Annotated in this window: 13 protein-coding genes; 9 read left to right on the forward strand and 4 right to left on the reverse strand. The window is 70.1% G+C overall.

Going from position 1 to position 13,967, the window contains the following annotated elements; all coding sequences use genetic code 11:
• Window positions 1–222: 222 nt before the first annotated feature.
• The 3 genes from ruvA to bfr all read left to right on the forward strand — a co-directional run bounded on the left by ruvA (window position 223) and on the right by bfr (window position 1,916).
• Complete coding sequence (ruvA, locus tag ASF58_RS03515) at window positions 223–840, forward strand: Holliday junction branch migration protein RuvA (protein WP_055948754.1); 618 nt, start codon at window positions 223–225, stop codon at window positions 838–840.
• Between the two features lie 258 nt (window positions 841–1,098).
• Entirely contained in the window at window positions 1,099–1,356 is a 258-nt protein-coding gene (locus ASF58_RS24710) for a (2Fe-2S)-binding protein (protein WP_082512803.1), read from the forward strand.
• A 62-nt stretch (window positions 1,357–1,418) separates the two neighbouring features.
• Entirely contained in the window at window positions 1,419–1,916 is a 498-nt protein-coding gene (gene bfr, locus ASF58_RS03520) for a bacterioferritin (protein WP_055947262.1), read from the forward strand.
• 108 nt (window positions 1,917–2,024) lie between these two features.
• Here the strand turns inward: bfr and ASF58_RS03525 are convergent, their stop codons facing one another.
• Complete coding sequence (locus tag ASF58_RS03525; protein ID WP_055948757.1) at window positions 2,025–2,579, reverse strand: Uma2 family endonuclease; 555 nt, start codon at window positions 2,577–2,579, stop codon at window positions 2,025–2,027.
• Between the two features lie 264 nt (window positions 2,580–2,843).
• On the opposite strand from ASF58_RS03525, the gene ruvB reads away from it, so the two are divergent.
• Window positions 2,844–3,845, forward strand: a complete 1,002-nt coding sequence (ruvB, locus tag ASF58_RS03530; RefSeq protein ID WP_162242028.1) for a Holliday junction branch migration DNA helicase RuvB — start codon at window positions 2,844–2,846, stop codon at window positions 3,843–3,845.
• An 18-nt stretch (window positions 3,846–3,863) separates the two neighbouring features.
• On the opposite strand, the gene ASF58_RS03535 is transcribed toward ruvB, so the two are convergent.
• Window positions 3,864–6,542 carry an EAL domain-containing protein gene (locus ASF58_RS03535; protein WP_244477174.1) on the reverse strand — a complete coding sequence of 893 codons (2,679 nt, stop codon included), beginning with the start codon at window positions 6,540–6,542 and terminating at the stop codon, window positions 3,864–3,866.
• A gap of 458 nt (window positions 6,543–7,000) precedes the next feature.
• On the opposite strand from ASF58_RS03535, the gene ybgC reads away from it, so the two are divergent.
• From ybgC to tolB, 5 genes are all read left to right on the forward strand, one after another.
• Window positions 7,001–7,444, forward strand: coding sequence for a tol-pal system-associated acyl-CoA thioesterase (ybgC, locus tag ASF58_RS03540; RefSeq protein ID WP_055947268.1), 444 nt, complete (start codon window positions 7,001–7,003; stop codon window positions 7,442–7,444).
• A gap of 371 nt (window positions 7,445–7,815) precedes the next feature.
• On the forward strand, window positions 7,816–8,532 hold the full coding sequence (gene tolQ / locus ASF58_RS03545) for a protein TolQ (RefSeq protein ID WP_055947271.1): 717 nt from the start codon (window positions 7,816–7,818) through the stop codon (window positions 8,530–8,532).
• Between the two features lie 27 nt (window positions 8,533–8,559).
• On the forward strand, window positions 8,560–9,006 hold the full coding sequence (locus ASF58_RS03550; protein WP_055947274.1) for a biopolymer transporter ExbD: 447 nt from the start codon (window positions 8,560–8,562) through the stop codon (window positions 9,004–9,006).
• 11 nt (window positions 9,007–9,017) lie between these two features.
• Window positions 9,018–10,451, forward strand: coding sequence for a cell envelope integrity protein TolA (gene tolA, locus ASF58_RS03555; RefSeq protein WP_055947277.1), 1,434 nt, complete (start codon window positions 9,018–9,020; stop codon window positions 10,449–10,451).
• Between the two features lie 191 nt (window positions 10,452–10,642).
• The gene (gene tolB, locus ASF58_RS03560; protein WP_055947280.1) at window positions 10,643–12,001 is read left to right on the forward strand and encodes a Tol-Pal system beta propeller repeat protein TolB; all 1,359 of its coding nucleotides are present in this window, start codon (window positions 10,643–10,645) and stop codon (window positions 11,999–12,001) included.
• Between the two features lie 24 nt (window positions 12,002–12,025).
• Here the strand turns inward: tolB and ASF58_RS03565 are convergent, their stop codons facing one another.
• Complete coding sequence (locus tag ASF58_RS03565; RefSeq protein ID WP_055947282.1) at window positions 12,026–12,604, reverse strand: hypothetical protein; 579 nt, start codon at window positions 12,602–12,604, stop codon at window positions 12,026–12,028.
• A gap of 112 nt (window positions 12,605–12,716) precedes the next feature.
• Window positions 12,717–13,949, reverse strand: coding sequence for an MFS transporter (locus ASF58_RS03570; RefSeq protein ID WP_055947285.1), 1,233 nt, complete (start codon window positions 13,947–13,949; stop codon window positions 12,717–12,719).
• Window positions 13,950–13,967 lie beyond the last annotated feature (18 nt).

Consider the following 13,967-nt stretch of genomic DNA (forward strand, 5'->3'; position numbering starts at 1 on the left):
GACTTCTCCACAGCGCCCTGATCAAGCTGATGTACCATCAATGGGGTCGAACGAAGCCTAGCGCAAGCCCGTATGTGCCAACGATATAATCGCCATGACGTTTGAGACCCTATGGCGTTCCGGACCACATGACGGTCCGGACCGCATGGCGCTCGGGCGTTCCGGCCTGTAGGCAATCCGCCGGCGGATGGGCATCCGGCGGCGCGAGGGATGGGCGAGGCGATGATCGGCAAGCTGAAGGGCGTGGTGGATTCCTATGGCGAGGATTTCGTGATCCTCGACGTGCAGGGCGTCGGCTACGTGGTCCACTGCTCGGCCCGGACGCTCCAGCGCCTGCCCGGCATCGGCGAGGCCACGGACCTCGCCATCGAGACCCATGTCCGGGAGGACATGATCCGGCTCTACGGCTTCCGCTCGGATGCCGAGCGCGAGTGGTTCCGCCTGCTTCAGACCGTGCAGGGTGTCGGCAGCAAGGTCGCCCTCGGACTGCTCTCGGTGCTCGAACCCTCGGCCCTCGCCTCGGCCATCGCCATGGGGGACAAGGGCGCGGTGGCGCGGGCTCCCGGCGTCGGTCCGCGCCTCGCCGCCCGCCTCGTGGCGGAGCTGAAGGACAAGGCGCCGGCCTTCGCGCCCATCGATCCCGCGGTGATCGCCCTGTCCGGTGCGGTGGAAGCCCGCACGGCGCCGCAGCCCGTCGCCGACGCCATCTCGGCCCTCGTCAATCTCGGCTACGCGCCGGTCCAGGCCTCCGCGGCGATCGCCGAGGCCCTCAAGAACGCGGGCGAGGGGGCCGAGGCCAAGACCCTGATCCGGCTCGGATTGCGCGAGCTCGCCCGCTGAGGGCGGCGGGATCGTTGGGGCGCGACGGAATTGTGCCCTTGACGATCGCCGTTTCCGTTGCCAGTTTGGGCGCAAGCAGCTAACCTGCTGAAAGTAAAGCAGTTTTCAATTATTCTAATCTACGCGCCAATCCGATGCGGGGGCTCAGCTTCTGCGCTCTGGCGTCAGCACCGCCTCAGATTCGACGAAGTGGCCGGGTGAAAACCTCAACCGGCGGCCTCACCCGACACGCGAGCCACGCACGAGTTACGGTCCCGCATGATCGTCTGTTCCTGCAACGTCCTGTCCGATCGCGCCGTGCGCGCCTGCCTGCATCGCGGCCCGGATTGTCCGCGCACGCCGGCCCAGGTCCAGGCCTGCCTCGGGTGCAGCCCGAAATGCGGGCGCTGCGCCCGGACCATCCGCAACATCCTACAAAACGCCCTCGATGAGGCCGGGCATGCATGCACGGCGACTTGCGCGAGCTCCTGTAGTTTGGTCAAGGTCCAGCCTGCGGAGGAGGGGATCGCCGCCTGAGCGCCCATTCCGGGTGCTGAAGCTCCCCTCCGGCGACACGTGCCTCAAGGGAGATTGGGCGGATGAAGGGTGATGCGAAGGTCGTCGAGTACCTCAATCGGGGACTGCGCAGCGAGCTCACGGCGGTCAGCCAGTACTGGCTTCATTTCCGCATGCTCAACGACTGGGGTTACATCGATCTCGCCAAGTTCTGGCGCAAGGAATCCATCGAGGAGATGAACCACGCGGACCGGTTCGTCGACCGGATCCTGTTTCTCGACGGCTTCCCCAACCTGCAGGAACTCGATCCGCTGCGGATCGGTCAGAACGTCCAGGAAATCATCGAGTGCGATCTCGCCGCCGAGAACGAGGCGCGGGCCCTCTATCTCGAGGCGGCCAAGTACTGTGATTCGATCAACGACCGGGTGTCGAAGCGCCTGTTCGAGGATCTGGCCGAGGACGAGGAGGGCCATATCGACTTCCTCGAGACGCAGCTGGAGCTGATCGGCCAGATCGGCCTGCCGCTCTATGCCCAGAAGCATATCGGCGGCCTGGAGCCGATCGCTCCGGAAGCCGAGTAAGAGCCGGACCGCGCCGGGCTCGCGAGCCCGGCGCTCAGTCTGCCACCGCGCCGGGCTTGCGAGCCCGGCGCTCAGTCTGCCACCGCGCCGGGCTTGCGAGCCCGGCGCTCAGTCTGACAGGACTCGCTGATAGATCTCGCGCAGGGACAGGGTGACGCCGATCGCCGGCAGATCGAGCGTGCCGTCGAGACCCTCGATCACCTGGAAGCCCCGCCAGACGCCGTCCACCCGATCGTAGACTTCCAGATGCGGTCGGTCCCGGGCGACCAGCACGTAATGCTGAAGTGCGGGCAGCCGCTGAGAGACCTGCCACTTTTCGAAGCGGTCGCGGGCCTCCGGGCCCGGGGAAAGGACCTCGAACAGCACACGGGGGTTGTCGACCGAGGTCGCCCCCGGCGCGATCTCGCCGCAAACCACGATCACGTCGGGCAGCATGGCCGCCTCCAGGGCGCGGCTCTTCATGAAGAAGGTTTCCGTGAAGACCTGGCAGCTGCCGCCCGCCGCGTCGAACTGGTTTCCCAGGCGCCGCGCGATGTTCTGGACGATCCGCGCATGCTCCCAGCGCGCGCCGACCATCATCCGGACCACGCGCCCGCCGATCAGTTCCCAGCGCTCGTTCCGGGGCTTGTCCGCGAGAAGCTCCTCGAAGTCGTCGAGGGCCATCCATTCGAATTCCTGCGACGCACCGTCCACGGCGAATCCCCCGCCTCGCGGCGGCCCTTGGCCGCGCGGAGAATGTAGCGCGAACGGCGCCTTTATGCGACATCCAGCCAGAGAACAGATGATGGACACAGGGCGCCGCCGCCCCCACCGAGAGTCCGTGTGAGCAAACCTGCGAGACCCACCGCGAAGGCGTCGGCGCCCAAATCGCCGACCCTCCAGCCGCTTCCCGAATCGCTCCTCACGCCCGAGCGGCGCGAGGACGACCTGGAACAGTCGATCCGGCCCTTGAGCCTGTCCGAATTCATCGGGCAGCGGGCCGCGCGCGCCAACATGAGCATCTTCATCGAGTCGGCCAAGAAGACCGGTTCGGCCCTGGACCACGTCCTGTTCGTCGGGCCGCCGGGCCTCGGCAAGACGACGCTGGCGCAGATCGTGGCCCGCGAACTCGGGGTGAACTTCCGCTCCACCTCCGGCCCGGTCATCGCCAAGGCGGGCGACCTCGCCGCCCAGCTGACCAACCTGGAAGAGCGCGACGTGCTCTTCATCGACGAGATCCACCGGCTCAATCCGGCGGTGGAGGAGATCCTCTATCCGGCGATGGAGGATTACCAGCTCGACCTCATCATCGGCGAGGGGCCGGCGGCCCGCTCGGTGAAGATCGAGCTGCCCAAGTTCACCCTGGTCGGGGCCACCACCCGCGCCGGCCTGCTGACCACGCCCCTGCGCGACCGGTTCGGCATCCCGATCCGGCTGGAATTCTACGACGTCGACGAGCTCGAGCTCATCGTCAGCCGGGGCGCCCGGGTGCTCGGTCTCGGCATGTCGCCGGAGGGCGCCAACGAGATCGCCAAGCGCGCCCGGGGGACGCCCCGCATCGCCGGGCGCCTGCTGCGCCGGGTGCGCGACTTCGCCATCGTGGCCGATGCGCCGACGGTCACCCGCGCCATCGCCGACCGGGCGCTGCAACTCCTCGACGTCGATCCGGCCGGCCTCGACGTGATGGACCGCAAGTACCTGACGATGATCGCGAGCTCCTTCAACGGCGGGCCGGTCGGGATCGAGACCATCGCGGCCGCGCTGTCGGAGCCCCGCGACGCGATCGAGGACATCATCGAGCCGTTCCTGATCCAGAAGGGCTTCGTCCAGCGCACGCCGCGCGGGCGCATGCTCACGCCCCACGCCTTCCGCCACATGGGCTTTCCCGAGCCCCGGCGCGAACCGAGCGGGCAGTTCGGCCTGTTCAACGCCGACGACCCCGACGCCTGAGCGGCGCGCGGCCGGGGATCAGGCCGCGTCGCGATGCTGCGTCCGGTTGGAACGCGGGTCCGCCCGATCCGGCAGGGCGAAGGTCCGGTGGGTCAGGATGTCCGTGAGGTCGGGCGCCGGCAGGGCACGGCTGAAGAGGAAGCCCTGCAACTCGTCGCAGCCCTCCGCCTCGAGGATGGCGGCCTGCTCGGCCGTCTCGACGCCCTCGGCGACGACGCCCATGTTGCAGGCCTTGCCGAGGCCCACCAGGGCCCGGACGATGGCGATGCTGCCCCCGTCCTGCCCGAGGGTGCGGACGAAGGATTGGTCGATCTTGAGCTTGTCGAAGGGAAAACGGCGCAGGTAGCTGACGCTCGAGTAGCCCGTGCCGAAATCGTCCATGGCGATCCGGAGGCCGAGGGCCTGCAGCCGATGCAGGATCCGGAAGGTGTCGGCATGGTCGCGCAGCAGGACCGATTCGGTGATCTCCAGTTCCAGCCGGCTCGCCATGAGGCCGGCGCCGATCAGCGCCCGCGTCACGTCCTCGACGAGGTCGCCGCGGACGAACTGCACGGAGGAGAGATTGACGGCGATCTTGAGCGTGTCCGGCCAGGTCGCCGCTTCGCGGCAGGCCTGGGCGAGGACCCAGGCGCCGATCGACCGGATCAGGCCCATCTCCTCGGCCAGCGGGATGAAGGTCGCCGGACCGATCAGGCCCTCCCGGGGGTGACGCCAGCGCAGCAGCGCCTCGAAGCCGTTGAGGGTCCGTGTCCCGGCCGCGACGAGGGGCTGGTAGTGCAGTTCGAACTGCCCGCCCGCCAGGGCGCGCCGCAGCTCGGTCCCGAGCTGATGCCGGCGCTGGAGATCCACATCCATGTCGGTCTCGAAGAAGCGCCAGGTGCCCCGGCCCGCCGCCTTGGCCTGGTACAGGGCCACGTCGGCCCGGCGCAGGACGGCGTCGCTCTCGGTGTCCGTCGGCTCCACCAGGGCGATGCCGATGCTGGTGCCGATGACGATCTCTTGGTCCTGGACCGCGAAGGGCGTCTGGAGCATCGCGACGAGGCGTGCGGCGAGATCGGCGGCGTCCCCGGGCGCGACGATCCCGGACTGGACGATGGCGAATTCGTCGCCGCCCAGGCGCGCGACGAATTCGGACGCCCGCAGGCACTCCCGCAGGCGCTGCCCCGTCAGGCACAGGAGGGCGTCGCCGGCCGGGTGACCCAGCGTGTCGTTGACGCCCTTGAAGCCGTCGAGGTCGAGATAGAGCACCGCCGTCCGCCCGGCGCCGCCGCGGCCGGCCAGCACGCCCGCCATGTGCTCGCGCAGGAAGGCCCGGTTGGGCAATCCGGTCAGCGCATCGTGGCGCGCCATCCGGACGATCTGCGCCTCGCTCTGGCGGCGCTCGGTGACGTCCTCGTGGGTGCATTGCCAGCCGCCCCGGATCGGAACGTGCTTGATGGCGATGGCCCGCCCGTCGGCGAGATCCCAGGTGAAGGAGGCCGGCGACCGCGAGGCCTCCTCCGGGGCGGGCCAGGGCGGAGCCCGGTCGCCGTTGCTCGCCGTGAGATAGGACCGGATCGCCGCCAGCGTCGTGCCGGGCTGGCGCAGGTCCGGCGGAACGCCGTGCAGCGCGACGTAGCGCGCGTTCATCACGATCAGCCGGTTGTCCTGGTCGAACAGGCAGAGGCCCTGGGCCATGGTGTCGAGGGCGACCCCGAAGCGGGCATATTGCGTGCGGAGCGCGTGCTCGCTGCGGGCCCTCTCCTCGGCGCGCAGGAGGCGTTCCTGGCCGCTGGCCTGGCGCCAGCCGAGCACGAAGAGCCCGACGAGCCCGAGGTCGAGGAGCCCGGCGGCCGCGCCCAGCACCGTGGCCTGGCGGCGCCAGGGCGCCAGGGCCTCGGCGGTGGTTCGGCTGACGCTCAGGATCGCCGGATAGTTCGAGAGGGTCCGGGTCGCGACGAACCGGTCCTGCCGGTCGATCGGACTGACGGTCCGGGTGACGCCGCCGGCCTTGTTCTGCAGGGCGATCAGGGCGGCGCCGGTCGTGGCATAGCCGCGCCCGATCGTATCCTCCCGGTGGGGATGACGCACCAGCAGCACGCCGTCGGTGCGGAACAGCGAGATCACGTAGTCCGGCTGCGGTGCGATCTCGCCGTAGAGGCCGGCGAAGTACTGCAGTTCCACCGCGCCGAGCACGAGCCCGAGGAAGCTCCCGTCCGGGGCGGAGATCTTGCGGGCGATGTAGAGGGTCCAGCTTCCGTTGCCGCGGTTCTGCACCGGCTCGCTGATGAAGCGCTGCAGCAGCGGGTCCGAGGCCAGGGCCTTGAAGTAGTCCCGGTCGGCGATGTTCACGTCCGGGATGGGCCAGAACCGGGTGAAGTTGCGCAGGGTCCCGGTGTGATCCACCACCGTGACGGCGTTGACCTGGGGCAGGGCCGCCGTGCGGGCCCTGAGGGAGTCGTGCATGGCCCGCGAGGAGACCTGGACCGCGAAGGCCGCGGGCGTGGTGACCTCGGCGGCCCGGATCTCGTCGATGAGGGAGTCCTGCACGAGCTCGATCGCCTGCAGGGCCCGGTCGGCCTGGTCCGCCAGGACGGTGGTGAGGCTGACGAGGTTCTGCTCGGTATCGGCGACGGCCCGGCCGTGCAGGTCCGCGATGAACAGCGCCGCACCCGCGGCGATCGCCAGACCGAGAACACCACCCGCGGTCGCAAGCAAGATGAAGGAGCCGGCGTAAAGGTTTCTCGCCACGGCCATCAGGTGAGCCGATCGTCTCCGAACGCTGGCCGTAAGCATGATCCTATCCTTGTACCGCCACGGCGGCACAGACATCGACCCTGAGCGTCTCGACGTTGCTTTCCAGGAGCGCCAAGGGCTCGGCGCACGAGCGCCTTATGGGTGATCAACGTGGGAACGCCTTAATTTTTCGTCCGAGCTTTCGGGCGGAATGTTCGCACTGTCGGCGCGGAAACCTGCGCCGGCGACCCGCACCGGTGGGCACCGACGCGCGGCGTCCCGTGACCCCGCGTTGCTCGCCCCCCGGAATCTGCTAGAGCGGCCAACCGCTCAGGGGTGATGGCCACCCCGGCGCGAGGGCCTTCGCGCGGCCAGGGGGCGGCGTGGCGCCCCAGGCCCGGGCCGCGGGGGTCGTCATCACAAATCCGGGAGACGCGACGTTGACCCAGCCCGAACCCGGCGTTCACGCCCTCGCGGTGCGCGTCTATTACGAGGACACCGACTTCTCGGGCTTCGTCTATCACGCGAGCTACCTGCGCTTCATGGAGCGGGGACGCACCGAGCTCCTGCGCGGTCTCGCGGGCGACCAGTCCGACCTGCACCGGGACGCGGCCGGCCTGCACTTCGTCGTGCGCCGCATGGTGATCGACTATGCCAAGCCGGCGCGGATGGACGACCTTCTCGACGTCCGGACCTGGACGGCCACGATGAAGGGCGCCTCGATGCACCTCGCGCAGGAGGTTCGGCGGGGCGGCGAGGTGCTGGTGAAGGCCGAGGTCGTCGTCGCCTGCGTCCGCGACGGCCGCGCGATCCGCCTTCCCGACAGCCTGCGGCGGGTGCTCGCGCCGGAGCGCGGCGACCGCGAACCGGGCTCCGGGACGTGACCTGCGAAGGTCGGTCTGCGGGTTTCGATCCGGTTTCGACGGAGAACTTCCTCGAAGCACAGTCAATCGGTTCGTGTGCCGTCGCCGAGCCCAAGTCGTGCAGGGGCGGCCGCGCCGCCGAGGCGTGGTGCAGAACGCGATTCGTCGGACGCATCCGGGGCTGCGCCCGCGCGGGTCGCAAGGGAATGTTAACCCTGCCGGGTGCTTAACTGCCGTCAGGCCGGGCGGGTGCGATGCACAAGGCCGGCCCATACTTTCGACAGATTCGCGGGCCATTGAGCCTTGAAATCGCTCAAGGTTCCGGTTGAAGCGCGCAGGACGGACCGCCGGTTCCGTGACGGCTCCGCGCGGGGTTTTTCGAGGATCATGTCATGAACCCAGCCGATGCCATGCAGGCGATGCCGGCCCCCGACATGACGCTGCTCGGCCTGTTCCTGCAGGCGCATTTCGTCGTCAAGATCGTGATGCTCGGGCTGATCGGCGCCTCGATCTGGTGCTGGTCGATCATCGTCGACAAGACCCTGCTGTTCCGCCGCACCAAGGCCGAGATGGACGCCTTCGAGGAGGCGTTCTGGTCCGGCCGCTCCCTGGAGGAGCTGTATCGCTCGTTCAACGACCGGCAGCCGGTGGGGCAGGGCGCCCTGTTCGTGGCCGCGATGCGCGAGTGGAAGCGCTCCTTCGAGGGCTCCGGCCGCCAGATCCAGAGCCTGTCCCAGCGCATCGACAAGGTGCTGGACGTGACGATTCAGCGCGAGGTCGAGCGCCTCGAGTCGCGCCTGCTCTTCCTCGCCTCCATCGGGTCGGCCGGTCCCTATATCGGCCTGTTCGGCACGGTCTGGGGCATCATGACCGCCTTCACGTCGATCGCGGCTTCCAAGAACACCTCGCTGGCCGTGGTGGCGCCGGGCATCGCCGAGGCGCTGTTCGCCACCGCCATCGGCCTCTTCGCCGCCATCCCGGCGGTGCTCGCCTACAACAAGCTGCAGGCCACGGTGGCCAAGAACCAGTCGCGGCTCGAGGGCTTCGCCGACGAGTTCTCCGCCATTCTGTCCCGGCAGATCGACGAGCGCCTCTCGCTCGTCGCCTGACCCCACCCCCACACCCGAGGAACGATCATGGGCATGGCCCACGGAGCAGCGCAGGGTGGCGGCGGACGGCGTCGGCGGGGACGCCGGCACGCGGCCATCAACGAGATCAACATGACGCCGTTCATCGACGTCGTGCTCGTGCTGCTGATCGTCTTCATGGTCGCGGCACCGATGATGACGGTGGGCGTGCCGCTCGACCTGCCGCAATCGAAGGCGAGCCCGCTCAACTCCGACACCAAGCCCGTGACCCTGTCGATCCGGCAGTCGGGCCAGGTCTTCCTCGGCGAGAGCGAACTCTCCGACGACACCATCGTCCCGAAGCTCACCGAGACGGCCAAGTCCGGGTTTGAGGAGCGCGTCTTCGTGCGCGGCGACAAGCGGGTCGATTACGGCCGCGTCGCCCAGGTGATGGCGATCGTGACCGCCGGCGGCTTCAAGAAGGTCGCCCTGGTCACCGAGCCGGACCAGAAGTAGCGGGCCCGGCGGTGCGGATTCCCTTCAAGCGCAGTGAACCGGGCGTCTGGGTCTCGGCGGTGACGCATGTCGGCCTGCTGACGGTCGCCCTGCTGTCGGTGGCCGCCCCCGTCCTGCCGGATGCGCAGGAGGGCGTGCCCGTCGAGGTGATGACCGAACAGCAATATTCGGAGCTGACGAAGGGTGAGCGCAACGCCGATGCGCCCCAGCCCAACGCCAAGCCGCGCGCCGACCGCGTCGCCGAGAAGTTCGAGGAGCGCGAGCCCGAGAACGCCAAGGTCGATGCCCCGGCGCCCCCGAAGCGCCCCGCCGACATGAAGGTGGCGAGCGCCGAGGAGATGCCCCTGCGCTCCAGCGAGCCCGACCCGCAGGAAGCCAAGGCCGAAGCGGCCAAGGAAGCCGCGAAGGAGGCCGCCAAGGACGCCGCGAAGGCGGCCAAGGCCGAGGCTGCCAAGGCGGCCGCCGCCGCCGAGGCCAAAGCCGCTGCCGCCGCGGAAGCCAAGGCCGCCGCCGCGGCCGAGGCCAAGGCGGCCGCGGCGGAAGCCAAGGCTGTGGCCGCCGCCAAGGCGAAGGCCGAGGCGGTCAAGCGCGAGCAGCTCGCCGAGTTGATCGAGAAGCAGGAAGCGGAGGCTGAGGCCAAGGCCGAGGCGGCCGCCAAGGCCGAAGCTGCGAAGGCCGAAGCTGCGAAGGCCGCCGCCAAGGCGAGAGCCGAGGCCAAGGCCAAGGCCGACGCGCAAGCCAAGGCCGAGAAGGACGCGGAGGCCAAGGCCGAGAAAGAGGCGGAAGCCAAGGCGAAGGCCGTGGCGGAGGCGAAGGCCAAGGCGGACGCGGAGCGCCAGAAGGAGCTCGCCGAGGCGAAGGCCGAGGCAGAGGCCGAAGCGAAGGCCGAAGCGGCGGCGAAAGCCAAGGCCGATGCCGCCGCCAAGGCGAAGGCCAAGGCGATGGCCGATGCCAAGGCGAAGGCCGACGGGGAGGCCAAGGCCAAGAAGCAGGCCGAGCTCGCCGACAAGTTCAGCGCCGGCGACATCCGCTCCCTGCTCGCCTCGAAGGCGCCGTCGCAATCCACCGGCGCCACCGGGCGCGAGGTGCAGCGCACCGCCTCCCTGGGCGCGGCCTCCGGCACTGCCCAGCGCCTGTCGCCGTCCCTGCGCGATGCCTTGGTGGGCATGCTGCAGCAGCAGATCGAGCGCTGCTACGTGGCACCGCCCGGCGCCACCCAGGGCGTGGTGCTGCCGATGCTGGACATCCGGCTGAACCCGGACGGCACGCTCACCTCCGAGCCCCGCATCATGCGCGGCGGGGCGAACGCCGTGGATCGCTCCATCGCCGAGGCGGCGCAGCGCGCGGTGCGCCGCTGTGCGCCCTACAAGATCCCGACCCAGTACGCGCCCTACTACAACGACTGGAAAGCCATCAACGCGGAGTTCGAGTTCTCGCGGGTGTGAGGCGGCAGCCCCGTCCGGGCCGCGCCTGCACGCGCCGCGCACCCGCGCGGTCGGTGACGGCGTTCTGGACGGCGGTCTTGGACGAAGCCTTGGGCGACGTCTTGGACGACGTCCGCGTCGGCGTCCCGGCTTCCCCGCGCGGCGGGGCCGACCGTTCACCCGCACCGTCCGGACCCATCCCCGATCCTCGCATGCCCACGACCACGGAATCGATCATGCATCGCAGTCTTCTCGAGAGCCCGGTGTCCAAGGGCCTGACGTCGCTCCTCGCGCTCCTGGCCCTGGTCCTGTTCGGCCTGACCCCGGCGGCGGCCCAGCTCAACCTGCGCATCGGCGGAGGCTCGTTCCAGCCGATGCCGATCGCGGTCACGGATTTCACCGGCGACCCGAGCCTGGGCCTCCTCGTCTCCAGCGTGGTGACGAACAACCTGCGGCGCTCGGGCTACTTCACCCCGGTGGAGAAGGCGAAATTTCCCGAGGCGCCGGCCTTCGATGCGGTGCCCGGCTTCGAGAAGTGGCGGGCGGCCGGAGTCCAGGCCCTGATCACGGGACGCGTCGCCCGCGACGCCGCCGGCAAGCTCAAGGTCGAGTTCCGCCTCTGGGACGTCACCTCGGGCCAGCAGATGACGGGCCAGCAATACGGCACCGATCCGGCCAATGCCCGCCGCACCGGCCACTTGATCTCGGACGCGGTCTACACCAAGATCACCGGCCTCGGGCCGTGGTTCGACAGCCGCATCGCCTTCGTGGACGAATCCGGTTCGAAGGAACATCGGCGCAAGCGCCTGATGGTGATGGACCAGGACGGCGCCAACGTGCGGGCGCTGACGAACGGTGAGAACGCGGTGGTCGCCCCCCGCTACTCCCCGGCGACCCAGGACATCGCCTTCATGACCCAGACCACCGGCCAGCAGCCACGCATCCAGGTCATCAACCTGGAGACCGGCAGCCGGCAGGCGCTCGGCAAGGCCGACTCGATGAGCACCAGCCCGCGCTTCTCGCCCGACGGCCGCCGCCTGGTGATGAGCGTGCAGCAGGGCGGCAACGCCGACATCGTGGTCATGGATCTGGCCTCGAAGGCCCAGACGCCGATCACCAACGGCAACGCCATCGACACCTCGCCGACCTTCTCGCCGGACGGCAGCCAGATCGTGTTCGAGTCCGACCGCGGCGGCTCGCAGCAGATCTACGTCATGAGCGCCTCGGGCGGCACGCCCACCCGCCTCTCCTTCGGCGAGGGCTCGGCCTCCCAGCCGGCCTGGTCGCCGCGCGGCGACCTCATCGCCTTCACCCGCCAGCGCAAGGGCGGCTTCGCCATCTGCGTGATGAAGCCGGACGGCTCGGGCGAGCGCGTGCTCACGGAAGGCTTCCACAACGAGGGCCCGACCTTCGCGCCGAACGGCCAGTACGTGCTGTTCTTCCGCGATCCGGGCGGCCAGGGCGGCGGCAAGCTCTACATGGTCGACATCACCGGCAAGGTGGAACAGCCGGTCCCGACCCCGTCCTACGCGTCGGACCCGACCTGGTCGCCGCTGCTGTCGGGGAAGTAGGGCGCGCCGCGCGCGGCGGCCGGATCAGCCGCGCTCGGAGCCGACGGTCCGGCGCATGAAGCCCAAGGCGGAGCTCAGCGACGCGCCGGCGGCGCCGGTCACGGCCTGGACCGCGCCGACGGCCGCCTGGGCCGCCTCGCTCGCCGTCGTCGCCAGGGACGCATCCGCGTGTCCCGGTCCATCGACCGACGGGGCCACCCGCTGCGCGGCCCGCGCAAACCCCCGTCGCAGCACCTCCCGATCGTTGCCGATCAGCGCCGGAAGCCGCGGGTCGGCCAGGGCGATCAGCAGGCCTCCGTCCTCAAACGTGATTTCCAGCAGCGTCTGAGGCTGGGATTCGTCGGCCGACACCGCGGTCAGGGCGGTCGCGGCGAGCAGCGCCGTGCCGCTCAGGTCGATGTTCGAGGCCAGGGCGAGGCTTCCCCTGAGGCCGTCGAGAACCTGCCCGCCCCAGTTCCGGGCGCCCGCGATCGCGCCGTGCGCCTCGACGGTGCGAAGGCTCTCGACGGAGCGCTCGACCCCGTCCGGGCCGGTCAGAACACCCGCCTCGTAGGTGCCTCTGCCCTTCCCGCAATTTCCGGCAACCACCTTGATGTCGGCCATCGCACCCTCCCGCAGGATTTCTACCCCTGCGTGTGGGCCGCTGTCATGTCGAAAAGCTCGGCCGTGCCGGCGCGACGGATCGGCGACGGGGCGGCGGAGGGAGCATCCCCCCTCACTCCGCCGGAACGAGCCGGTCCCGGGCCCGCAGGGCCGGGAACACCCGGCCCCACAGGGCCGCGACCAGGAGGGTGGCGAGGCCGCCCGCCACCACGGCCGGGACGGCGCCGATCAGGGCCGCCAGGGTGCCGGATTCGAACTCGCCGAGTTCGTTCGAGGCGCCGATGAAGACCGAGTTCACCGCCGAGACCCGGCCCCGCATGGCGTCGGGTGTCTCGCCCTGGACGAAGGTCTGGCGCACGAACACGCTGATCATGTCGGCCGCCCCCGTCACGAACAGGCAGGCCATGGAGAGGGGCAGGGAGGTCGAGAGGCCGAAGCCCACCGTGGCCAGGCCGAAGATCGCCACGGCCTGGAGCATGCGCAGCCCAGCTTGGCGCTGCAGCGGCCGGTAGGCGAGGGCGATTGCCGTGAGCACGGCGCCGGCCGCCGGCATGCTGCGCAGGACGCCGAGGCCGAGGGGGCCGACATGCAGCACCTCGGCGGCGAAGATCGGCAGGAGGGCGGTGGCGCCGCCGAGGAGCACCGCCACGAGGTCGAGGCTGATGGCGCCGAGCACCACCGGATGGGTGCGGATGTAGGTCAGGCCGGCCGAGAGGGTCTCCCAGGTCACGGGCGGGCGCTCGGCGAGGGCGGCGGGCCGGAACCGGATCGCCAGGATGAGGGCGCTGGCCAGGGCGAAGCTCGCCGCCGCGGCGCCGAACACCACCGCCGGCCCGAGGGCGTAGAGGAAGCCGCCGGTGGCCGGGCCGAGGATCGAGGCGCTCTGCCAGAGCGAGGCGTTCCAGGCGATGGCCGAGCCGAACAGGGGGCGGGGCACCAGGGTCGGCAGCAGGGCCTGGAGCGCCGGGTTGGCGAAGGCGCGACAGGTGCCGATCACGACGACGAGCCCGTAGATCGGCCACAGGGTCGTGGTGCCGAGCCAGGCCGCCAGGAGCAGACCGAGATCCGCCAGCGCCAGGGTCGCGTAGGCCAGGGCCGCCACCAGGCGCCGGTCGTAGGTGTCGGCGACGTGGCCCGTCACCAGGGCCGACAGCATGGCGGGCAGGAAGCTCGCCAGGCCCACGAGACCGAGGGCCAGGGCCGAGCGGGTGATGTCGTAGACGAACCACCCCACCGCCACCGCCTGCATCTGGAAGGCGAGGCCGGTGAGGAAGCGGGCCGCTCCGAAGAGGCGGAAATCGCCGTTGCGGAAGACGGTCCAGCGCGGCGCGGCATCGGTGCTCATCCCGCCGTGCTGGGGCAG

This window comes from Methylobacterium sp. Leaf125 (genome assembly GCF_001423085.1).
Classification (GTDB): Bacteria; Pseudomonadota; Alphaproteobacteria; order Rhizobiales; family Beijerinckiaceae; genus Methylobacterium.